This window comes from Paenibacillus sp. 11B (assembly GCF_030487755.1).
GTDB classification, from domain to species: domain Bacteria; phylum Bacillota; class Bacilli; order Paenibacillales; family Paenibacillaceae; genus Paenibacillus; species Paenibacillus vandeheii.
Window position 1 is genome coordinate 161,631 of record NZ_JAUKNS010000004.1, and the last position, 22,321, is coordinate 183,951.

At 47.1% G+C, this 22,321-nt stretch carries 17 protein-coding genes, 1 pseudogene and 1 riboswitch; of the genes and pseudogenes, 9 read left to right on the plus strand and 9 right to left on the minus strand.

Going from position 1 to position 22,321, the window contains the following annotated elements:
* The first annotated feature begins 35 nt into the window (after positions 1-35).
* The 4 genes from Q0V21_RS17610 to Q0V21_RS17625 all read left to right on the plus strand — a co-directional run bounded on the left by Q0V21_RS17610 (position 36) and on the right by Q0V21_RS17625 (position 5,488).
* Positions 36-734, plus strand: coding sequence for a response regulator transcription factor (locus Q0V21_RS17610; RefSeq protein ID WP_301879907.1), 699 nt, complete (start codon positions 36-38; stop codon positions 732-734).
* Positions 735-754: 20 nt separating this feature from the next.
* The gene (locus tag Q0V21_RS17615; protein ID WP_301879908.1) at positions 755-2,197 is read left to right on the plus strand and encodes a sensor histidine kinase; all 1,443 of its coding nucleotides are present in this window, start codon (positions 755-757) and stop codon (positions 2,195-2,197) included.
* Positions 2,198-2,323: 126 nt separating this feature from the next.
* The gene (locus Q0V21_RS17620) at positions 2,324-3,082 is read left to right on the plus strand and encodes an ABC transporter ATP-binding protein (protein ID WP_301879909.1); all 759 of its coding nucleotides are present in this window, start codon (positions 2,324-2,326) and stop codon (positions 3,080-3,082) included.
* A 3-nt stretch (positions 3,083-3,085) separates the two neighbouring features.
* Positions 3,086-5,488, plus strand: coding sequence for an ABC transporter permease (locus Q0V21_RS17625; RefSeq protein ID WP_301879911.1), 2,403 nt, complete (start codon positions 3,086-3,088; stop codon positions 5,486-5,488).
* A gap of 289 nt (positions 5,489-5,777) precedes the next feature.
* On the opposite strand, the gene mmuM is transcribed toward Q0V21_RS17625, so the two are convergent.
* The 7 genes and pseudogenes from mmuM to Q0V21_RS17660 all read right to left on the minus strand — a co-directional run bounded on the left by mmuM (position 5,778) and on the right by Q0V21_RS17660 (position 14,738).
* Positions 5,778-6,812 carry a homocysteine S-methyltransferase gene (mmuM, locus tag Q0V21_RS17630; RefSeq protein WP_301879912.1) on the minus strand — a complete coding sequence of 345 codons (1,035 nt, stop codon included), beginning with the start codon at positions 6,810-6,812 and terminating at the stop codon, positions 5,778-5,780.
* Positions 6,790-8,197: pseudogene (gene mmuP / locus Q0V21_RS17635) on the minus strand (S-methylmethionine permease). The gene mmuM and the pseudogene mmuP overlap by 23 nt, the downstream one beginning before the upstream one ends.
* An 86-nt stretch (positions 8,198-8,283) precedes the next feature.
* Positions 8,284-8,386: riboswitch (SAM riboswitch) on the minus strand.
* A gap of 95 nt (positions 8,387-8,481) precedes the next feature.
* The gene (locus Q0V21_RS17640) at positions 8,482-9,684 is read right to left on the minus strand and encodes a Ger(x)C family spore germination protein (RefSeq protein WP_301879913.1); all 1,203 of its coding nucleotides are present in this window, start codon (positions 9,682-9,684) and stop codon (positions 8,482-8,484) included.
* Positions 9,681-10,778: a spore germination protein gene (locus tag Q0V21_RS17645; protein ID WP_301879914.1), complete on the minus strand. Its 1,098-nt coding sequence runs from the start codon at positions 10,776-10,778 to the stop codon at positions 9,681-9,683. Before Q0V21_RS17645 ends, Q0V21_RS17640 begins: the two co-directional genes overlap by 4 nt.
* Positions 10,779-10,805: 27 nt before the next feature.
* Positions 10,806-12,500, minus strand: a complete 1,695-nt coding sequence (locus tag Q0V21_RS17650) for a spore germination protein (protein WP_301879916.1) — start codon at positions 12,498-12,500, stop codon at positions 10,806-10,808.
* Between the two features lie 149 nt (positions 12,501-12,649).
* Positions 12,650-13,570: a methyl-accepting chemotaxis protein gene (locus Q0V21_RS17655; RefSeq protein WP_301879917.1), complete on the minus strand. Its 921-nt coding sequence runs from the start codon at positions 13,568-13,570 to the stop codon at positions 12,650-12,652.
* Positions 13,571-13,904: 334 nt separating this feature from the next.
* The gene (locus Q0V21_RS17660) at positions 13,905-14,738 is read right to left on the minus strand and encodes a MurR/RpiR family transcriptional regulator (RefSeq protein ID WP_079350185.1); all 834 of its coding nucleotides are present in this window, start codon (positions 14,736-14,738) and stop codon (positions 13,905-13,907) included.
* A gap of 204 nt (positions 14,739-14,942) precedes the next feature.
* On the opposite strand from Q0V21_RS17660, the gene Q0V21_RS17665 reads away from it, so the two are divergent.
* The 4 genes from Q0V21_RS17665 (at position 14,943) to Q0V21_RS17680 (ending at position 19,364) form a co-directional block, all read left to right on the plus strand.
* Positions 14,943-15,830 carry a DUF8171 family membrane protein gene (locus Q0V21_RS17665; RefSeq protein ID WP_079350186.1) on the plus strand — a complete coding sequence of 296 codons (888 nt, stop codon included), beginning with the start codon at positions 14,943-14,945 and terminating at the stop codon, positions 15,828-15,830.
* On the plus strand, positions 15,823-17,715 hold the full coding sequence (locus tag Q0V21_RS17670) for an ABC transporter ATP-binding protein (RefSeq protein WP_301879918.1): 1,893 nt from the start codon (positions 15,823-15,825) through the stop codon (positions 17,713-17,715). Before Q0V21_RS17665 ends, Q0V21_RS17670 begins: the two co-directional genes overlap by 8 nt.
* Complete coding sequence (locus Q0V21_RS17675; protein WP_301879919.1) at positions 17,690-18,517, plus strand: energy-coupling factor transporter transmembrane component T family protein; 828 nt, start codon at positions 17,690-17,692, stop codon at positions 18,515-18,517. The genes Q0V21_RS17670 and Q0V21_RS17675 overlap by 26 nt, the downstream gene beginning before the upstream one ends.
* 67 nt (positions 18,518-18,584) lie before the next feature.
* Positions 18,585-19,364 carry a PHP domain-containing protein gene (locus Q0V21_RS17680; RefSeq protein ID WP_079350189.1) on the plus strand — a complete coding sequence of 260 codons (780 nt, stop codon included), beginning with the start codon at positions 18,585-18,587 and terminating at the stop codon, positions 19,362-19,364.
* 91 nt (positions 19,365-19,455) lie between these two features.
* Here the strand turns inward: Q0V21_RS17680 and Q0V21_RS17685 are convergent, their stop codons facing one another.
* The gene (locus Q0V21_RS17685) at positions 19,456-19,899 is read right to left on the minus strand and encodes a VOC family protein (RefSeq protein ID WP_301879920.1); all 444 of its coding nucleotides are present in this window, start codon (positions 19,897-19,899) and stop codon (positions 19,456-19,458) included.
* Positions 19,900-19,987: 88 nt separating this feature from the next.
* Between Q0V21_RS17685 and Q0V21_RS17690 the strand changes: the two genes are divergently transcribed.
* Positions 19,988-20,974, plus strand: coding sequence for a helix-turn-helix transcriptional regulator (locus Q0V21_RS17690; protein ID WP_301879921.1), 987 nt, complete (start codon positions 19,988-19,990; stop codon positions 20,972-20,974).
* A 56-nt stretch (positions 20,975-21,030) separates the two neighbouring features.
* Here the strand turns inward: Q0V21_RS17690 and Q0V21_RS17695 are convergent, their stop codons facing one another.
* On the minus strand, positions 21,031-22,218 hold the full coding sequence (locus Q0V21_RS17695) for an MFS transporter (protein WP_301879922.1): 1,188 nt from the start codon (positions 22,216-22,218) through the stop codon (positions 21,031-21,033).
* Between the last annotated feature and the right edge of the window lie 103 nt (positions 22,219-22,321).

Genomic DNA, 22,321 nt, shown 5'->3' on the forward strand with positions numbered 1-22,321 from the left:
TATAATCTATTAATCTACAATTTGGAGAGATTTCAATGGAATCTAAACGTAAAATTCTCATCATTGAGGATGAACATGATATTTCACGCATTTTAGGAGACTATTTGACCAAGAACCAGTATGAAGCAGCAGTAGCCGGTAACGGTCAGGACGGGTTGCAGATGATGGACATTCTGCAGCCGGACTATATTATTCTGGACATCATGCTTCCGGATATGGACGGAATTGATGTATGCCGGGAAATTCGCCGGAGAAACAACATTCCTATTCTCATTTTGAGCGCAAGGGGAAGTGACACGGACAAGGTGCTCGGCCTGGGATTCGGAGCGGATGACTATATGACCAAACCTTTTTCCCTGAGCGAATTACTTGCCCGAATCAATGCCCACTTTAGACGATATGACAGTCTGAGTACAGAACATGATCTCACTCACCTGCTGCGTTTGTCTAATCTGGAAATTGACAAGAAAGCCTATAAGGTTACCCTCAATGGGGATGAAGTTTCTCTCTCCGCCAAGGAATTTGAGCTGTTGTTTTATCTGGCAAGCCATAAGAATCAAGTTTTTTCCAAATCCCAGTTACTTGACGCGATTTGGGGATATGCCGAATATGGAGATGAAAATACGGTTACCGTGTACATACGAAGATTGAGAGAAAAAATCGAAGCAGACCCTTCCAACCCTTCTGTTCTGAAAACAGTATGGGGCGTCGGATATAAATTCAACCATGAATAAGTGGGATTGGAGACGACTGTATGTCACTACACACCTGGACCAAACGTTGGCTCAAAACGTCATTAACTCTCCTGTTTATTCTCATTGGATGCAGCCTCGCTTTCTTTCTTGATTTGCTTATAGGCAGACATTCAGGTGAGTCCAATCTGGCAATCAATCAGGTTCGACTCAGGGTTAACCCCATTCTGCTTCAACTGGAGCAAACCCATGATCAATTGAATGATTCCAATATCAAGGAACAGTTGCGTTCCCTCGCCGAAAAAAGCAGGGTTGATTTCGACTATGTCGGATTGGACGGAACGGTGCTGCTATCCTCCACTCCTTCCTTCGAGGGCAGAAAGATTAATCTGCGATCTGAATTGCATTATGATCTGAATCATGCTTTAGAAGCTATGGATGGGAGCAATTCACTTAACATCGCTTTTCCTGTAATGGACGGCCCGGTGGGCAGACAAATCGGTAACGCCATTTTTACGATTCCGCAGTCGCTTGTCATCGTTCAGAAGTCCTCTACGTTCACTTTTTTTGTCCTGGGAACCCTATTTATGATCTCGCTCATTCTGGGGCTTCTACTGATCGTTATGAAACGTAAGATCAGAAAACGAGTGCTCTCCCCTATCCAGCAGCTGAAGCAACATGCTGAATTCATTCTCAAGGGACAGTATGATGAGCAGATCCAGTACAACCGGACAGATGAAATGGGCGAACTGTACGCCATGCTGGATCTGATGCGCACCGAAATTATGCATTTGAGTGAACAGCATATTAGACAGGAGAAGGCACAAAAAGAACTGATTACGAATATATCCCATGAACTCAAAACTCCGATTACAACTGTAAAAGTATACATAGAAGCCATTCTTGAAGGGTTGTGCTCCGATGAGGAGACGCTGATGGAGTATATGGAGATCATGCGTACTCATACGGACAAAACAGCTCGTCTCGTTGAGGACCTGCTTGTACATGCCTTGCAGGAGCTGGGCCAGATTTCGGTGGAGCCGCGTGAAATGTACAGCCTTTCTGCATTCGAAGCCATGTTGAAGCCCATCGGACATATCGTACGATTGAACGGCCTTAATTATGAGGAACCTGTGCACATTCCCAATGTGCTCATACGAATGGACCCCATACGAATTGAACAGGTTTTATCCAATCTCGTATCCAATGCGCTCAAACATACTGTTCCGGGAGACTCCATTCGCATTAATACAGTACTGGATTCGGGACAATTCCGGCTCAGTATTTCTGATTCGGGGCAGGGAATAAGAGCACAAGATATGCCTTTTGTATTTGAGCGGTATTTCAGGGGAAATTCCTCATCGTCCTCAAGGAATGTACATGAAGGAACCGGCCTCGGTCTGTCCATCTGCAAAAGCATTATCGAAGCGCACGGGGGACATATTTCCTTTTCGAGCAAAGAAGGTCAGGGTACTCAGTTTCAGTTCAATCTTCCGATCTGCTGAGCAGTTAAGTGAAATTTCCATTGTCTCACCCAAAGCACACTGTAATACTTTATTCATAATTTGATAATTCTTCCTCAACATCCTCCCCTTAGAATGAATCGTATACTGCAGTGGGGAGTGATCCGCTTGACCAAAACAAACATTATCCGGGCTCAAAACTTGTGCAAAACATACAATACTGGAAGTGAACAATACCACGCCATACGAAATGTCGATCTTGATATTTACGAAGGGGACTTCACGGTCATCATGGGCAATTCCGGTTCAGGCAAATCCACGCTGTTATATCTGCTGAGCGGACTGGACCAAGTGACAGCCGGGGAGGTTTACTTCCGGGATCAGCGCATTGATGCCTACAGTGAAAGGGAAATGTCCGAATTCCGTACTCGTAGAATTGGTTACATCTATCAGAGCATTAATCTGGTACCGGACCTTTCCATTCAGGACAACATTGCTTTACCTGGATATATTGCCGGTAGTAAAAGAAATGAGATCAAGGCGCGTACTTCCCATCTCATGAAGGCAATGGATATTGATGGACAGAACAGCCGCCTTCCCTCCCAAACATCGGGAGGACAGCAGCAACGGGCAGCAATCGCACGCGCACTGATTAATTCACCGGACATTATTTTTGCGGATGAGCCTACCGGGAGCCTCAACTATGACCACGGGAAAGCGGTACTGGATATCCTGACCGATATCAACCGGAAGGGACAGTCGGTCGTCATGGTTACGCATGATATCCAGGCAGCGTGCCGGGCTGATCGTCTGATCTTTATCCGGGATGGCAAGGTTGGTGGTATCCTCGAGTTTGACAAATATGACGAACACCAGATCCAGGATCGGGAATCAATGGTCTTCGCGTTTGTATCGGGAAAGGAGTAATTTATGGCTGCCATGTTGAAACTGAGCCTCTCCTACCTGAACAAAAACAAAATACAAAACGGGTTCATCACCCTGCTCATTTTGCTGTCGACCCTACTGGTATCCACTGCGGTCATCATTCTGGCCAATACAGGTAACCTATTTAACGAAATGCACAACCGAACCAATGGGTCTCATCAAATACTGACGTTCGATAAAGGGCTGAATGACCCTACAGCCGTGCATGACTGGTGGGCTGCCCAGGACGGAGTTGAGGTGTCACCTCTGCTGACTTACCGTACGCTGTCTGGCATCACTTTCAAAGGCACAGATATTCCCAACCTGTATCTATACATGATGAATCCCCCTTCACCACCATGGGCTGTGGATGAATTGGTCTTCTCAAGCGGTACACAGAGCTCTGCTCCAGCACAGGGGACGATATGGATTCCCACTTCCATGGCGAATGGCTATGATATGGCTGTAGGAGATACCGTTAATTTCAAGACCGGGTCGACCACCCTTGATCTTCGCGTTTCCGGGATTGTAGTCGATGTGCCTTATGGGGCACCTTTCACTAATACGGCAAGGATCTGGATGAACAGTACAGACTACCAGAGTGATTTTCAGGCACTCGCAGGAAAAGATAATCATATGATGGGCATACATTTTGATGATTATCAAACGAATTCCAGCTATTGGGAGCGTTATGCCAGCGATACGGGTGCACCATTTCTGGAAACCAAGATGGAGTTTGAGAGCATCTCTTCCTTCTATCTGATCATCAATCAGATTATTGGATTCATTATGATTTTCCTGGGGGCCGTCATGATGGTTATTGCCCTCATCACTATTGGATTTACCATTTCTGATGCCATCTTAGCCAATTACAAAACGATAGGTATCCTCAAATCACTGGGACTGACCTCTGGAAGAACAATTGGTACATACGTCATTCAATATACGCTGCTTTCCCTGATCGCCGTTCTTCCAGGCGTTGCGCTAAGCGTTTTTGTATCCAAGTTCATTATCCATATTTCTGTTTCTTCTCTTCGAGCTGGCAATGATGATATACCGATGGAAGGCATCGGAGCCGCCATGTTGATCGGCATACTGCTATTTGCTCTGGTCATCTTATTCGTTGTGTTGTATGCCAAAAAGGCACGCCGGATTGAACCCGTGCAGGCCATTCGCTATGGTATGTCGGAAACGGACAACACCCGATTGGCACGCCGAATGAATTCCCCGCTCGCGGGCCGGGTTGGATTTGCCCGACTGCCTGTTGCCGCCGTTATTGGCATACGCAATCTGATCAAGAATACCAAAAGCTCCATACTGATGCTGTTGTTAACCACCATGGCTGCCTCTGTGCTTGTCCTGGGATATGTTGTACTGACCAGCATTACCGGAATTGATCAGACAGCTGCAAAATGGGGTTATGACAATGCAAACATTGCAGCCGTCGTTGTGAACAAAGCCACCTTTCCCAAGAATGAGCTAAAGCAAGTCCTTGAAGAGGATTCCCGTATTAAAAATATGGGCTGGCAAGGCAACATCACGGGAATTGTCAGTCCCGAATCGTCAGCGGGCATGGCTGGCCAATCCACCAGCCTCTATCTGAGTGTTCTTGATGGGAGCTATCAGGAGCTAGGATTCGAAACGTTGAGAGGTACCAACCCTGAGCGAGAAAATGAAATTTCGATTGGTGTAAGTGTGGCAAGCATGTTGAACAAGGACTTGGGCGACCTGATTGACCTCTACATTGAGGGTGAAAAACGTACATTCATGATTACGGGGATCTATCAGGCCATCTCCAACATGTCCGTATCCGGGCGCATTACCGCAGATGCCGTGCGAAGTGTGAATCCAGACTATGGGGATGTCGACGTAGCCTTTATCAATGTCAATGATCCGGCACAGGCAGATGTCATTGCCCAACAGTTAAACGAACAGTTCAAGGATTCCGCTTCAATTGTCACACAGAAGACATTGCTTGATTCTGTTTACGCAGAAGCTGCGAGCATTCTCATTTACCCTATGGCTCTCATCGGTCTGTTGTTTATTCTGGTTACGTTCATTATCATTTTCAGTACCTGCCGGATCAGCATTCGCAAAGAAAGTAAAACCTACGGAATTTACAAGTCCATAGGCATGACATCCCGAAGAATTCGGTTGTCCGTTGCGCTGGGGGTTGCAGCTCTTTCTTCAATTGGGGCAATCCTTGGAATCGTCGTAGGTGTATATATGCTGCCAATTCTGCTTGAAAAGGTCCTCTCCGGATACGGAATCGTACAGATTCCCCTCATCCTGAACTGGGGAGGCATACTATTATTTGCATGCATGAGCATTCTTGCAGCAGCTCTGGGCTCCTGGGTATCATCCAGAGTGATTCGTGATGCTTCCCCACGCATTCTGGTCGTTGAATAATACAAAACGTATGAAGAATGAAGGAGGCATAACATGCGCAGGATCCATTGATCTTGCGGAATTAGAAGTGGATGGGAAATCCTCGGTTAAATCCGATGCGGGTACCATTCGTCTCGATTTGAATAACCTTGGGGATGGAAGCCAGCTCAAACAGTTTATAGTTTGTATTCCTTTAACAAACAACACAAATAAGAGCCTTTTCAAATCCGTTAAAGGATATGAAAGGGCTCTTTGCATTTAGAAAGTGTAGAACTGCACGTTCATAACTGCAACTTAACCTCTCATGTTCTCAGCTTTGGCTCCGCCACTTCTTCGCCAGTTCACCAATCTGATAGGGTGTAGTCCGGCAGCAGCCGCCAATAATCTTGGCCCCCGCCGCAACCCACTGCTCCGATGCATCGCTCATGCTGCCACAAGTACCCTGGCCGCTCCACGTCTTCGTTACTGCATCATAGATTTCACCCGAGTTAGGGTAGACAATAACCGGTTTATCGCTGGCCTGACTCAAAATACCGACCGCTTCTGTCACGAATTCCATCGGCGCACAATTCAAGCCAATCGCGGCAATCTGAGGCTCAGCACCAAGTAAGCGAGCACACTCTTCCAAGGGTGTACCCTCACTGATTGCTTTCCCGTCTTTCAAAGAGAAAGACATCCATGCATAGGCGTTGGGAAACTCCTTTAATAAAGCAACCAATACCTGCGCCTCCTGCAAGGATGGGATCGTCTCAAAAGCCAGAATATCCGCACCTGCCTCCAGCAGTGCTGCAATCCGTGGACGATGAAACGCGCTCAATGTTTCGTCCGAGACACCGTAGTGACCGACATACTCCGAACCATCTGCCAGATAAGCCCCATAGGGTCCAACCGATGCAGCAACAATCGGACGCGGACGAGCCAATACCCTTTTCTCCGTTACCACTGCCGTATGTTTCTTATCGGTTGACTCGTTAGCTTCTAAATTCTCTAACTTCCCCCTATCTTGCACTTCAGCCCAGACTTCATCTCGGGCTCGCGCAGCGAGTTTCACTGTCTTGCTTATCAGTTCCAGCGACTCCTGCTCTCCGATGCCTCTCTTGCTAAAGCCGTCCACAGTCGCCTGATAACTGGATGTAATAGCACAGTCCGCTCCCGCACGGAAGTAATCAGCATGCACCTGGGAAATCACGTCCGGATTCTCCAGCAGTACACGTGCTGACCATAACGGGTCATCCAGATCACAGCCATGCTGTTCCAATTCGGTTGCCAGTGCACCATCCAAAATCATCACCGGATATTGGCACAATATTTGTTCTATGGGATTAGTTTGCGTTGGTTGCGTCATGTACTTGTCCTCTTTTCTTGTTCGCACGTTCTGTCAGATAATACGCTGCATAACATAGTGCGATAAATGGAACCCCGCAATACAGCGCAATACGCTGTGTCGGGTCAAAGGCGATACCTATGCATGAAGCCAGGCACAATACAAACGAAATAATCGGTACCACCGGATAAAACGGCGTTCGGTAAACCAGGTCCTTTACCGAGTTACCCTCTCGAATATATTGCCTGCGGAACATATACTGTGAAGCGCTGATGCTCATCCACACGGCGACAACCGCGAGGCCTGAGATGGACACCAGCGTAATATACACAGTACCCGGGGCAATAATGCTGGACAGCAAGGCCAGACCGCCCCCAACCATGCTAATCAGAAGTGCATTCAGCGGTACACCACGCTTGGTCAACCGGGCAAACCACGGAGAGATCGTCTTTTTATCCGCGAGTGACCACAACATCCGCGAAGAGGCATACAGACCCGAGTTGGCAGCAGAGAGAATTGCCGTCAGAATGACAAAGTTCATAATATCTGCTGCATAGGGTACTCCAACTCGCTCCATCACGGCCACGAATGGACTTTCAAGGACACTGGCATCCGACATCGGCAATAACGCAGAGAGAATAACGATCGTTCCAATAAAAAAGAGTATTAAACGCCACAACGTGGTATTGATTGCTTTTGGAATGGTCTTCTCCGGATTCTCGGTCTCCCCGGCTGCAATCCCGATCAATTCCGTGCCCGAGAACGCAAAGTTTACGGCAAGCATCGTCATTAGTATCGCAGTAGCCCCGTTCGGGAACCAACCAGATGCAGTAATATTAGTTAGAAATGGTGCAGGTTCCGAATCAGCCATTGGGATAATACCGAACATGGCTGCGCCTCCTAGAATAATAAAGACCACAATCGTAAGGACTTTAACCGATGAGAACCAGAACTCCGATTCCGCAAAAAATTTGACCGTCAGCGCGTTGAACAGGAAGATCATGAGCGCAAAGAGCGCACTCCAGATCCATACATTCACGGAAGGAAACCAGCGCTGCATCAGCAGTCCGGCTGCTGTAAATTCGGAACCGAGGGCAACCGTCCAGGTTAACCAATACAACCAGGCCACGGTGTATCCTGTTGCTGGTCCGATGTATTTTGCCGCATAGCTATGAAACGCCCCTGTCTCCGGCATATGAACGGACAGCTCACCAAGACAGAGCATGACCAGATAAACGACAATCGCTCCAATCAGGTAAGATAGAATCGTGCCGATCGGTCTGCTGGATGGTATATCCAGAGCTAAGAAATAAACCTGTACCAATGACTCCACCAAGTGAGAGCATAATTACATGTCGTGCCTGCATTTTACGCTGAAAATGCCCAGTATCTTTGTTGTTATCCATGCCTGCTCCCCTGCTTCTTCATCCAGAACAACAAAAAGACACACTCTTCCTGAAGAGTGCGCCGTTACTGACAAATAAAAACAAACGTCCTATCTATCAGGCTGTTCACCCGCTGGAATTAGCACAGTATCGTTCAGATCTGTTGCTGAGGCTTCTAAGGGCCAGTCCCTCCACCTCTCTGGATAAGAAAATGATTTTTTATAAATATAGCGATCTATCATGGTTGTGTCAACTATTAAATATCATCATCCATTTGTGGATAAAGGAAATCTCCAACCCCATCTTTAATCTATCGATGATCCATAATCTGTGATTTTCATTTTCACATCATAGGTCACGGGAATCTGACTAAAGGTTTCATCCCAATTTTTTTTGACCTTTTTCCATACCTTCGGATATTTGATCCGCAACTGCTCTCCAAATCCGGCCACTTCCACCCGATAGGTGTGCTGCATTTTGTTCATAACCTGCTGCATCTGTTCTTTGGCTGCACCAGCGAACTGAACCTCCAATTCATTAATGTACTCTTCCGTCGCAGGAATTTCCGGAGAACTCCAATCTTCCATGAGCTGACCTTCTGATTCAACCTTTACATGAAAAGAAATGTCATCTCCGTGGACTTTTGGCACAATTTTGCTCTTAGTAGACTTGATTTCATAGACTATCGTATGTCCCTTTTTCGGTGCATACGATTTTAAGGCCCCTCCCTTAGCCTCCCCAGTGATCCAGGACAATCCTTGAAGGTCCACCTGATTTAAGCTGCCGATCCACTTTTTCGTTTTCCCTTTATAGACGCCTGCTCCTGAGAATTTATGCTCCCCATCAGCAGTAAGGACATTTTGCAGCAAAAAGCTTGATCCTGACTGCATTTTGCCATCAAGTTTCGCGAGGGATACAGGAGGAAGAATTTTATTGTTACGATATGCATTATTCACCAACCCTCTCAGATAAAAGGCTGGGATTTCTCCCGGCTCCTTGGAGCTAAGAGCATCCAAAGCGCGTCCTTTGCTCACCAGAATAAGGGAACTGGGTCGGATATCATTGTCCCGCAAAATAAAATCAAGCAGCTGCTCCAGACTATATTTATTCGACAACTCTTGGGAAACGACAATAACCTTTAAATGATGACCAATGAGTGGACGGTCTCTTCTTAGAGCAAACTGACGAAAGATCTGAAAAAGGGAATCTCCGGTAAGCTGTTCATTCAAAAAGGTTTGTCCGCCGGAAGAACCACTGGAACTGCTTTGATTTTCCTGTTTCCCCCCAACTCGTGGGACAATCTGTACGGTAGATGTAAATACATTGTTTTTGGGATAATGACCTCCTTGTTTATTAATGTCCTGTTCAAATTTCGATTCCTCAGCGACGTCCAGTCCCAGACCCACATAAACACTTAAATCTTCGATCTCTTTGCTGCTCCAGCACCCTGAGGCAAAAACCAGCAGCGCCGTTGACAAAATGGTTAATGTCTTTCTGATCCTGTTCAATTGTATTTGCCTCCTTTCTTTCGTAACATGCTCAACAACAGAAGCAATAGTGGCAAAATACCAAACAAATAAATGGATGCATCCCCCAAAAAGTTGCCGAGTTTGAACGTTTCGTCCACGTTCTGCGGAAGCATAGCAGTGATGTAACTGATCGGGAGCAGAATGATCAGAAAAGGCAGCATTTTTTTCTTGAACAATTGCGAACATCCAAGAGAAGCGGCATAATGCGTGATGGTAAACGTAGAGAAAATTTGCATAATCCAAATAACCAGCAGCAGGGATTCGAACCGTTCAAAGAACAATCCCTCAATCTCAAAGCTGCGCATCAAATCAAGTGTTGGCCACGTTCTTGTTCTCATGCCTTCAATAGATAAACTGCCAACAACCATAACCAATGTGATGAGGTAGATCACCATAGAGATAAGGATTCCCCATAACATGGCTTTCTTGCCCTTCTCCGGATTTTTCATAAATGCCATCACCACAAACATGACTTCATAACCCGTATAGGCAAGCATCGAAGATTTCAGCCCTTTAAACACCGGCATAATCCCCTCTCCCAGCACAGGTCTCAAATTATTGATCTCAAACAGACTGCTGCTCAGAAAAATGGCCAGTACAAAAAGAATAAGCGCAATGGGTAAAATGATCTCATACAAACGCGCCATGGAGTTGATCCCTCCTGAGATCAAATAAAAGCCGACCCACATAAACACCATGACAATGGCCCACACCGGGGTTCCCTCCAATAAATATAATCGGGTGACTTCAGCCATCACCCTGATTTCAAAGGCAGAGATGGCAAGGAAATACAGGATGATCGCAGCTCCCAAAATATAAGCAATCCACTTCCCTGTGATTTCCTCAGTGAATTGAAAAACGGTCTTCCCTGGGAATCTTCGGCACAGGGTCACCAGGATTATACCCAGCAGCATAACCAACAGACCGGACAATATAATTGAAATCCACACATCAGGCGTTTTGACCACCGTTACCGTAGTTCGGGGAAGTGTAAGTATTCCTGCACCGAGCATGTGATTGATGATAAAGACTGCGGCTTGAACTGTCGTCAGCTGATCCTGTTTAGGATTCATGATCCACCTCCTGAATATCGGATATGCCTACTTTTTGCGATCAGGGTCTTTTGGTTGCATCATGCTTGGGCGCTGCCTCATCATTCGTAAGGGTACCCGAATAACGAAATCCTTCCAATCCGACAGGCTGAACGGCACCGCCGGGGTGACGTAAGGAACTCCAAAGCTTTTCAACCGAACCAGATGACTGCAGAGCAGCAAGAAAAACATGACTACCCCAAACAATCCGAAGGCCGCCGCACTGAACATTCCAAAAAAACGTAATATACGCAGTGTAATCCCCGCACTATATGAAGGGATCGAGAACGAAGAAATCGCAGTAACGGCCACAACTATCACCAGAAATGGACTGACCATACCGGCCTTCACCGCGGCCTCTCCAATAATCAAACCGCCAACGATGCCCATCGCAGGTCCGATCGGCTTCGGAAGTCGAATTCCCGCTTCCCGCAAAATTTCAATGGAGACTTCCATAATCAGCGCCTCAATAATAGAGGGAAAAGGCACGCCCTGTCTGGTTTGAATAATGGTTAGAGCAAGCTTCGTTGGAATCAGACCCGGATGATAAGAGATAAAGGAGATATACAATGCAGGCGCGAGCAGGGCAAGCATGGCCGCCAGGAAACGAAGCATACGCAGAAACGTTCCCGGAATCCAGCGCTCGTAATAGTCTTCGGGGGATTGAAGCAGCATGCTGAAGGTCGACGGCACAATTAATGCAAAGGGTGTTCCATCCAGTAAGATGGCTACGCGTCCTTCCAACAACCCGCTGATTACACGGTCGGGTCTCTCTGTATTCTGAACCTGTTGAAAGGGGCTCAGTTCATCGTCTTCAATCAACTGTTCCACATAACCTGATTCCAGCATCATATCCATGTCCAGGCGTTGGATTCTTTTCTCCACCTCAGTGACAAGATCGGAACTTGCAATATCTTGGATATACGCAATGACGAGATCCCTTTTGATCCGGGTACCAACCTGATGCTTGGTCATAAACAAAGCCTCGTTACCTCCGAATAGCCGTAGTATGCCGGTATTATCACTCAGCCGTTCGGTGAAGCCGATTCTTGGCCCGCGAAGCAGCGCTTCAGATAGCGGCTCTTCCAGGCTCCGGGTTTTCCCTTTTGCTGATCCGACAAGAAGAGCTCCTGGCATCCCGTCAATCAACAATACATTTTTGCCGATAAGAACTGCCCGTGCCGCTTGTTGCAACGTCTCCGCTTCCTGAACTTCACTAACAGGCAGCAGCTGACTGCTTATATAAGCTTTGAGTTCATTTGCATTTTCGGGGTGTTGAAATGTTTCCCGCTCTGTTTCGGGTACCCCCTCAGTCATAAGGGGTGTGATGAGGTGCGTATCGATCAGATCATGATCTACCAAACCATCCACGTACATGACAGTCGCGGGCGTATTGGTTCCCCTTATCGTAAACTCCCGTATATGTACGTCTGCATTTTGACCAAACGTTTCTTTTACACTAATCAGATCCGTAGCATACTTCCCGGTAAGCCTTATATTTGCGTAACTTCCTGTCTCTTCGCCCGTAGAAGGATTGGAGTCAGCATCCCGATTTTGTTGATCTTTATTCGAAAAGGTCCCTTTCTTTAAGGATGAACGCACCCACTGGAATCCTTTCAAGAACAAGATTGGCATCAAAAATAATAAAAAGGCCTGTCCCCAAGTAGACCACTCCGGCACATAAGAGAATATTTTCGCCCACATCTGTCTCACCCCATTATTTAGACTTTCTTGGTATCATTGAGTATTGTTACCTTGACTGCTCACAATAATTCCCGATTTTTTGAACAACAAAAAAAGCAGATGCCTCGATCAGCACTGCTTCCCTATAGGGTTAATGGAGTTTACCTTATCTATACGATTTTGGTTACGTGTTGGGCCTTTGTGTCCAGTAGATGTGCAGATGCCGCAATGGTTGTAAAATCATTCAACGCCACCTCGATTTGCTGCTGGCTTCGCTCCACGTACCCTTCAACCTGCTGTGTTCCGCCAGAGATGTTCGTAATCTCTTTCGTTATCCCATTCACACTATCCCGAATCTCATTAATGGAATTCTCGACCATGGCCGAAAGCTTCCGTACTTCCTTCGCTACAATATCAAACCCGCGTCCATACTCGCCAGCGTGTGCAGCTTCAATCGCAGCATTCAGGGCCAGAAGCTGGGTCTGCGACGCAATTTCGCGAATTGTTTTAACAACTCCCTGGATCGAACGTGCCTGTTCCTGCAAATGAGTCAGTGTTGCTCGGTTCTGGGTGGAAACTTCAGATATATACGTGATACTGGACATCAGCTCACGGCTTCGCTCAATGCCGATATCAGCATGCTCGTTCAGATCATGTGACATCGTCTTCAATTCATTAACGACAGCTGAAATATTGTTCTGACGGGTAGTAATGTTTGTAGCTATTTTGCACACACCCACTATGTTCTGATTCAATTCATCATAGACAGGCATATACGTTGCCTCAAGCCATACGGAATTGCCCTTTGCATCCTTGCGTTCAATCTTGTCCTGAAAGCTGGTACCGTTAAGCATACTACTCCAGAATGCCTCATACTCGGGGCTGTTCACAAATTCATTGAAGCAAAACTGCTGATGCTGCATGCCATACATCTCAGCTACCGTATAGCCCATCGTCTGGGCAAACACTTCATTAACATAAGTAACCCGTCGATCCAGATCGAATCGAATCATGGCCAGGCTTTTCTCCATGGCCTTGATGACCAGCGCATCGGTGACAACATCTTTCTTTTCCACATCTACTATAGGCAAAGCGATCCCCACTCCCTGACTTCTTCCCGTGATTAAACCGTTCTCCTTCTGGCAGTTCCTGCTGTTTTGCAATTATGTATCCAACTGAATAGAGACGACTCTATTATTGTATACTCCAATTGCAGTCAATTGGATCACTCCCAAATCAATTTTCAACAATTAGGTTACGGCTTGCCTTTTTATACCCCATAACCCACCCGTCTAAACATTATTTTTCATCAGCAGATTCTAACACAAAAAGAGGCGGTATAACCGCCCCTAATAGGGGTATAACATTCCATATTTATGTTGTGATCTGTATGCATCTCTGTGCATTACGTTACCTGTTCATCCATTAGCCTCTCGGCAATTTATCCGCGTACCGACTACGGAGATCAGCTAAGCGTTCCAGCTTGGACAGTGCATGCTCCTTCTGCATCAATCCCACTGCCAACACCAATTGCTCCATTAAGAGAAGTGGAGTAACCATGGAATGAAATTCGCCAAGTTCCCCTCTGCTGACATAAAAAGATAACGCCGTCGTCAATCCATATAACAGGTCTTCGCGATCTGTCACAAGTACGGCTTTGCTGCCTGTATCTTTGGCATAATCCAGAATGACCTCTGCTTCGGGAAGCAGCCTTGTGAAGCACATCAACAGTACCACGTCCTCCTGCTGCATATGCATTAGTGATTCCAATAATTCATGACCCCCACCAGCCAGATGGATGACCGTCAATCCGAATCTGGACAGCCGAAAGGACAATAACTCCGCCAAACCTGCGGATGGCCCTGGGGCATAGATATATACTCTTCGTGCTTCTGCAAGGATGGCGGCTGCCTGCTCCAGATCTCCCTGCTTCATATGAGACAACGTCTCCTGCAAATGGGTGACGGAGGCTTCCAGCAACTGAACGGGAAGGCTGTCCGTATCCATGCGGGAGATTGTTTTATTTAATTTGAGGGCAGGTGTGGTGTCTTCGGATGTACGAAGCCGGATTTTGAATGCTTTGGCATTGTCATATCCTACTGCCCGCCAGAAACGGGATACTGTTGCAATACTAACCCCCAGCCTGTCCGCAATCTCCTGCTCCGTCATGAATAGGATTTCCTCCGGATTGCGTTCAACAAAATCAGCAATTTTTAGCTGCCCTGGTGACAGCTGTTCTTTATGAGTAAACAAATTCATTCCGTATGCACTCCTTTTCTCGCTCTGCACTTAGTATATCAGTTGAACGAAGAGGAAGTCGTTTATGTATGTAATATTTTTTTCATCAATTTATTATTGTGTAATAAAAATTACATTCGATTTACAAATGTCTTCTTTTCCGTTAATACTCCGCCCCTAGACTGTGGCTATGATGATCACCAACTTTCAGGGAGGTATGTAACGATGAAGAAGATGACTGAGCGTTATACGCTGACGTCTTCACAGAAAATGATGGTATTTGTGCTTTCCATGTCATTGTACGGTTTGTCCAACATGTTCACAGAGCTTATTCCCAAGCTTCAGCTGGGCCCCATTGAATTGTCCGTTGAATATTTTGCTTTCATTCCGCTGACACTCTGCATTTTGTTTCACCCTATGATTGCCGCTCTTGGTGCAGCTCTTGGCGAAGTGATCTTCGGTGAGCTGATGCTGGGTCAATTCGGCGGATTGGGCGAGCTGGAGAAATTCATTACCTTTTCCTTTGCCATGTATGTGGCAGGACGTATGGTCAGTGATCCTCGCAATCGCAGACAGGTTGGAATCGCAGCCATGACGGGAGTCATTATTCATCAGTTCCTCAGTTCACTGGTGGATATCGGTAAAGTGTGGATTGGTGTGGAGCAGCTGGAAGCAGTTCCTGGACTTGCGGAAAGTGTTGTACTGATCGAAGGGGTTGGCTTTCTGAATGACGTACTGTTCTCAGGTATCCTGTTCGCTCTTCTGCCGACGCTGTATCTGGTTCCTTTGCTCTACGGCAAAATTGAACCGCTGCTCGGCATCAAGCCTCGTAATCCAGGTATGAAATATGAAGGCATTGGCTTCTTTCGTCCAAAATTGATCCTCATCGGTGTGCTGCTGCTCGCAGTGGCCTTTGGCGCGGAATCTCTGTCCGAGATGGACATCAATTTCGCAGTGTGGGAGACGGATTACGAAGATCAGTACGGTTCTGCTTCGATCTGGATCAGCATCGGTGCTGCGACCCTGGTCGCCGTAGTAACACTTTTAATCATGCGGTCAAGACGCAACAAGAACAAGGGTGGCCCAGGTACGGAGAACAGACCCTATGCATAAGCATAATGTCCTACCCACATCTGACCATATTACTGCACCGGATTCCGCCATTTCCATTCAAAATGTCATTTTTACCTATCCTGGCTCGGAAGAGCCTGTCCTGAACGGAGCTTCACTAGAACTACAGCGAGGCAGTTTCACAGCTATTATCGGGGGCAACGGGTGCGGCAAATCAACCCTGTGCAAGTTGTTCAACGGCCTTATCCCCCAATTCTATACGGGTGACTTCTCCGGTGAAGTCCATGTGCTTGGCGTACCTGCCGAGGGCAGAAGTGTTGCAGATCTGTCCAGAAAGATCGGCTACGTCTATCAGGACTTCGACAATCAGCTCGTGCGGCCTACCGTCCTGGACGAGGCTTGCTTTGCACCTCTCAATTACGGACTGCCCAACTATCGGGAGCTCGGCGAACGTGCACTTGCCATGTGTGGTCTGGATGCCATTCATAATCGATACATCTGGGAGTTGAGTGGTGGTCAGAAACATCTGCTCGCTCTGGCTGGGGCCCTGTCGCTCGACCCGGATATCCTGATCGTGGATGAACCTGTCTCACAGCTTGACCCGCAGCATGCAAGACTCATCTATGAGTGCCTTTCCAGATTGAATACCGAATATGGCAAGACGATAATCGTCATTGAACATCATACTGAATTTATCGCCGACTTCTGTGCGGATGTGGTCCTGATGGACAAGGGTCGTGTCTTGTGGAATCTTCCGGTTAAGGAAGGTTTGAATCGAATCGCCGATTTGGAGCGGCTTGGCATTCAGCCTCCTGAGGTGACGCGTGCAGCTATTCAGGCTGCTGAGTTATCGCAGGGAGCAAAAAAAGAGGCAGGCCTCTCAGGTTCAGCCCAACGTTTCCCGGTCACTGTGGAAGAAGCCAAGGTTTATTTTGCCGAGCACTACTCGTCCATTCCATTCGGTTCTTTGCAAAATGAACATTCATCTTATTCAACCTTGGCACGCGATACTTCCAATCGGATTGTAAATACCGAGCGCCCAACGCCCGCCTCGGCTGCTGAACCATTGATTCCTATTGTACAGTTTCATCAGACCCGATTGCGTTACAGAGGACTGGGCAAAAAAGAACATGAGGTCATTCGCGGTGTTAATATTTCACTCCATGAAGGAGAACGGATTGCCTTAATTGGCAACAATGGTGCCGGCAAATCCTCATTATTGAAGCTGATGGCTGGTATTAGCCTACCACAGGAAGGTAGCGTCAGCGTTCTGGGTGAAGTTACCCACCGTTCCTCTTTGGAGCAGCTGGCGGGCAAGGTAGCTTATATTTTTCAGAACTCTTCCGAAATGTTTATCGAAGACAGTGTCCGCAAAGAGGTCGCGTATTTCTTGAAAAGCCGGCGCATCCCTGAAGCTGAGCAGCAGATTGCACACGTACTGGAGCGTTTCCGGCTTACTCCACTGCAAGAGCGGGATGCACGACTTCTCAGTGGTGGACAACAACGGCGGGTCACACTTGCCATTGGTGCAGCGATGAAGCCTTCACTCATGCTGCTGGATGAACCCACCGCCAATCTGGACCTCGCCACCCGCGAAGAACTGATCGGTGTGCTGGATGAGCTGGATCAGCATGTACGAACAACCATCATTGCCACGCATGACATGCAGCTGGTTACCCAATGGGCTACTCGTGTTATCGTGCTTCACAATGGCCAGGTGGAAGCAGACGGTACACCTGCGGACGTATTTGCAGATGAATCCCTTCTGCGCCGCTCCGGACTTGCGCTTACACAGATCATGGAGCTTTCGCACCGGATGGGACTGTCAACACTTTCACCGACAACCGATGCTTTTGTTGATAGCCTGTTGAATCAATCAATCACCAAGGAGGATGTGCATCATGCAGCTTGTCCGCAACTGGTTTGACAAAATTTCCATTGAACGCATTCAGCTTGAGCTGATGAATACCGTATATGGCAGCGGGCATGCCAGCCTGTCGCGGATTGATCCCCGTGCCATGCTGATCTGGTATCTCTTTTTTGCCATCGTTCCCTGGTTTGTTCATAACGGGACTGTGCTGCTTGGCATGTTCCTGTTGATGGTGACTACCACCATATTGTCCAGAGCCGCACCCTTTATCATTATCATTCTCTGCCTGGGGTTGATCGGTCAAGTCGGATGGATGTTCATTATCTCGCTGTTTTTCGGTGGCAATCTGGAATCTGCATTCCCTCTGCTGCTGTTGACATTGAAGCTGTCCATCGTCTCACTGGCGAGTATCACCGTCTTTTCGGGCATGGACCCGGAACGCATCGGCGATGGATTACTTGCGCTCGGCATGCCTGCAACCTTCTCCTTCAGCCTCTCTTATGCCTATCGCATATTGCCGGTGCTGTTCGGTGAATTCCGCAATATCATGCTGTCCTACAGACTACGGGGTCAAGTTCCCTCCCGGCACGGATTGCTCTATTGGCGGCTTGTTGTTTATTATATGAAGCTGTTCGTTGTGTCCTTCTTCCCGCTAATGCTGGCTACCGCCAAGCGTTCCCGTACAACCGTAGAAGCACTGGAGACACGTGGTTTCTCGTACGGTATGAAGCATCCCGAGTCCAAACGTCTAAAGCTGGCCCATCTGAAAATCACCTCGCGTGACCTCGGATTTCTCGCCGGATCGGCCATCTATGTTGCACTGCTGTTCTGGCTCGGTGGGCATTACGAAATACTGTAATCCAAAATGAAATTCTGTAATTCAAATTTATATCATTAACCATTCATGGAATAAAGGAGTGTCTTTTATGCGCATTGATCTTCATACACACGGCAAACTATCCAAAAACTCTGACTTCTCGGTCGATTACTTCACCGAAATGGTCAGCGAAGCCAAAGCCAGCGGGCTCGAAGCTCTCGCGCTAACCGAGCATTTTAATACCCGCAACTTCTACGATGTCTACGAGACACTGGATCGTCTCTATCCTTATAACGGAGAGTACTATGATGCAGACGGGCTGCGCATTTTTCCCGGCATGGAAGTGGACATTCAGGAGACAGGACATATTTTGCTGATGGGTCAAAAAGAACATATCCTTGCCGTCCGCAGCGGCCTGGAGCAATATACGGCCAAAGGTTCATTCATTCCTTTTGCCGAACTGCTGGATTTGGCCGAAGCCTGGCCCCTGCTCAAGATTGGCGCACACCCTTTCCGCGAATCCACTCCGCTGTATCAGCTGGATCGTGATTTGCTGGGACGTCTGGACGCCTTTGATCTGAACGCCAAGGACATGTATGAATACGGCATCGAGACGTGCCGCAATCAGGTTGATCCATTCGCCCAGTCCCTCGGCAAACCGGTCACTGCCGGAAGTGATACCCACCAATGCCTGCAATACGGCAGTGTATACAATGTGCTGGATCGTCCTTGCGGATCGGTTGCCGAGCTCAAAGAGCAGATTCTCGCCGGAGCGTACAGCATCGAAATCTCCCCGGACCTTCCCCTCCGCGTCAAAGCTTCCGTGATGCTTAAGAAAGTGATGAAACGTCTGGCCAAGCTGGACGCCTCACGTTTGCAGGAAGTTTAGAGTTTAGAGAAAACGACAGCTTCTAAAGAATTCAAAATGAGCCCAAAGGATATACATCCTGCAGGCTCATTACGGATTCATTTTTCCTTAATTAAAAATCATGCACCGTCACACATAATTGAATGACGATTCCGAACGGGTCACGGACAATTCCATACCCTGGACTAAACTCGTTTTGTTCATAAGGCACCAGCACCCTAACCTCTTCATGTTGCACAAGAGAATGATACAGCTCAGTCATTGTACTTTTGTCTTTCGATTGAATACATAGTGAAGTGCTGTTTCCCAACTGCCACGGCCGCTCCCTATCCATTTCCTCCTCAGCAATCATCAATTTGTTTACCCCGATCTGAAGCACCGAATGTGTAATATATTCATCCTGGCCTTCAGGATATTCAAACCCCGGGTTCATTTCCTTCATCTCTTTATAATTTTTCTTAAACAACACGTTAGCACCCAGGTATTTCTCATAAAAAGCAATGGCTGCCGCAGCGTCTCCATTCATCGACAGAAACGGGATCACTTCAAAGTTCATCTGTATTGCCTCCTTCGTTTGATTGGATTACACTGTTTACTATAACGATAAAAGGTGCCAACATATGGCACCATTGAGAGGTATTTTTATGAAAAAATCAGAACGCATGAACCAGATGCTGCGCTTTATCAATCAAAAACAACACTTCACCCTGCAAGATCTTATGCAGGAGTTTCAGATATCCAAGAGAACCGCATTAAGAGACATCGAATCATTGGAGGAAATCGGTGCACCTATTTATGCTGAGTACGGACGTTACGGCGGTTATCGTTTGCTTCAGCAGATGCAGCTGCCACCTATTTCGTTTAATACGAGTGAGCTTCATGCCCTCTACTTTGCCATGCAGGCTTTGCGAAGCTTTACCAATTTGCCCTTTCAGGTGTCTTTTCGTTCCATTCACGAGAAGTTTCTAAGCGCCCTCTCCGATAACCAGAGACAGGATATCGAGCGAATCCAACATCGTGTCTCTTTCCGGCACACCGAGCAAATCCGGGATAGTGAGCATTTGGAGTTTCTATTGATGGCTGCTGTTCAGAATATAGTGATACAAATTACGTATCAGAACATTCGCAGTAGCAGCAACCCACATCACAGCTCTAATCCCGACAAACCAAACCCTAGGCCTAGTATCCGCACCATTCAGCCAATTGCCCTCTATGCCATGAAAGGCTACTGGTATTGCCAAGCGTATGATCTGGATAAACAGGCGTACCGTGTGTTCCGCTGTGACCGTATCACATCACCTCAGATGACAGACATCGAACCTATAACTCATATTAATGAACTGAATCTACAGGATGCCCATTCGTTATGGAAACCATCAGAAGACGCCATCCTATTCAAATGCCTGATTAATGAAGACGGGATCGAGCTGTTCCAGCAAGAACAGTTTCCTTCCATGCAGCTTATCAACGATTCTGGAGAGATGACTCTTGTCGGGTCGTATGAAGCCCATGAGCTTGAATTCATCATTCGTTATCTCGCAAGCTTCGGCAAATCCATCAAGATCATGGAACCCGACACATTAAAAGAGTCTTTAAGACAGCACTATCTGGATTTGCTCGATCATGTTTAGTTATCGCTACAAATGATATAAGTTAAACTAATGATTTTACTTTGGATCATTGGCGGTCAGAACTTTCGTTTATCATGAACCGCTGGAGAGCTTTTTTTATTGCCAATTGCCAACTGAACCATAATTTGCAGCACAATGATGATAGCCAGACCATAGAACGCTTGGATGAAGCTGCCCGTGGCATCGTGTAGCCAGCCGATCCCCAGCGGACCAAGCGCGCCCAGAATATAGCCGCCGGATTGAGTCATCGCTGACCATGCGCTGGCTTCCTGAGCGTTATTCGTCTCATCAATAGGCAGCATCAATGCAATTGGGAACAGTCCCCCGGCACCAATGCCGAGTGGGATCGCGGCCAGCCAAGGACTGACGGACAGGTTCAGCATCAAGATGCCAATTAACTCCATTAACGCACACCCTACAAGCCAGAACACACGTCTTTGGTATCGATGTACCAGCATCGGAATCAACAAAGTAGATGGTAATGAAATCAACGTAAATAATGTTTGGATGCTGCCGGCAGTCTCTTTCGTATATCCCTGGCTTTGGATCGCGGGTGCAAGCCAGGCCGTTAAGGAATAGAAAATCGCTGCCATCAAACCAAAGAACATCGTCAGTATCCATGCTCGACTATTTTTCACCGGAAGAGCTTCAACGTTCAGGGCAGAAATCTGCCCGGATTGTCGAACCTTTCTTGCTGACAAGGCTAATTTCACCCAGATCGGCAAAGCAATGACGGCAAGTAATGCCCACAGCGAAAGTGAACCTTTCCACGACCCACCCAGAATATTTTGAAGGGGGACTGATAACCCCACACTAATACTGGCTCCCACGACCATTGCTGTAGAGTAGATACCCACCATGACAGCAACTCGTGTGGGGAAGTATTGCTTGATAAAGCTGGACAACAGCGGTCCTGCCAAAGCAATCCCTACTCCGGATAGAAAAGAAGTAAACATCATCAGAGGCGTTGCACCCACGAACAACCGCAGTGCCGTACCTACTCCAATGAGAATTAAAGCCAACACGATCGCACCCTCATTCCCCCACCTCCTGCTTAACTTTACGGAAAATGGAGCGAATATGCCCATACATAATACGGGAAGCGTAGTTAACAGACTTGCGGTAATTCCGTTTATACCCAGATCACTTTGTATGGTACTCATTAATGGAGAAATGGATGTAATGGATGGTCGCAAATTCAATGAAGCCAGAATAAGCGCCAGGACAATATAAAACAGTTTCACTATGATCACCTCATGTATGGTTATATGGTTGCATTCACTACTGATCCACCCTGTAGTTCTTATTGTAGTGCAAGACTAGTATAGAAGTATTATGATGATTGAA

Excerpts from the sequence above, each read along its gene's own strand:
- Q0V21_RS17610 (WP_301879907.1), top strand. The coding sequence starts at position 36 with ATGGAATCTAAACGTAAAATTCTCATCATTGAGGATGAACATGATATT.
- Q0V21_RS17615 (WP_301879908.1), top strand. The coding sequence starts at position 755 with ATGTCACTACACACCTGGACCAAACGTTGGCTCAAAACGTCATTAACT.
- Q0V21_RS17625 (WP_301879911.1), top strand. The coding sequence starts at position 3,086 with ATGGCTGCCATGTTGAAACTGAGCCTCTCCTACCTGAACAAAAACAAA.
- mmuM (WP_301879912.1), bottom strand. The coding sequence starts at position 6,812 with ATGACGCAACCAACGCAAACTAATCCCATAGAACAAATATTGTGCCAA.
- Q0V21_RS17645 (WP_301879914.1), bottom strand. The coding sequence starts at position 10,778 with ATGAATCCTAAACAGGATCAGCTGACGACAGTTCAAGCCGCAGTCTTT.
- Q0V21_RS17650 (WP_301879916.1), bottom strand. The coding sequence starts at position 12,500 with ATGTGGGCGAAAATATTCTCTTATGTGCCGGAGTGGTCTACTTGGGGA.
- Q0V21_RS17660 (WP_079350185.1), bottom strand. The coding sequence starts at position 14,738 with ATGAATTTGTTTACTCATAAAGAACAGCTGTCACCAGGGCAGCTAAAA.
- Q0V21_RS17665 (WP_079350186.1), top strand. The coding sequence starts at position 14,943 with ATGAAGAAGATGACTGAGCGTTATACGCTGACGTCTTCACAGAAAATG.
- Q0V21_RS17670 (WP_301879918.1), top strand. The coding sequence starts at position 15,823 with ATGCATAAGCATAATGTCCTACCCACATCTGACCATATTACTGCACCG.
- Q0V21_RS17675 (WP_301879919.1), top strand. The coding sequence starts at position 17,690 with ATGCAGCTTGTCCGCAACTGGTTTGACAAAATTTCCATTGAACGCATT.
- Q0V21_RS17680 (WP_079350189.1), top strand. The coding sequence starts at position 18,585 with ATGCGCATTGATCTTCATACACACGGCAAACTATCCAAAAACTCTGAC.
- Q0V21_RS17685 (WP_301879920.1), bottom strand. The coding sequence starts at position 19,899 with ATGAACTTTGAAGTGATCCCGTTTCTGTCGATGAATGGAGACGCTGCG.
- Q0V21_RS17690 (WP_301879921.1), top strand. The coding sequence starts at position 19,988 with ATGAAAAAATCAGAACGCATGAACCAGATGCTGCGCTTTATCAATCAA.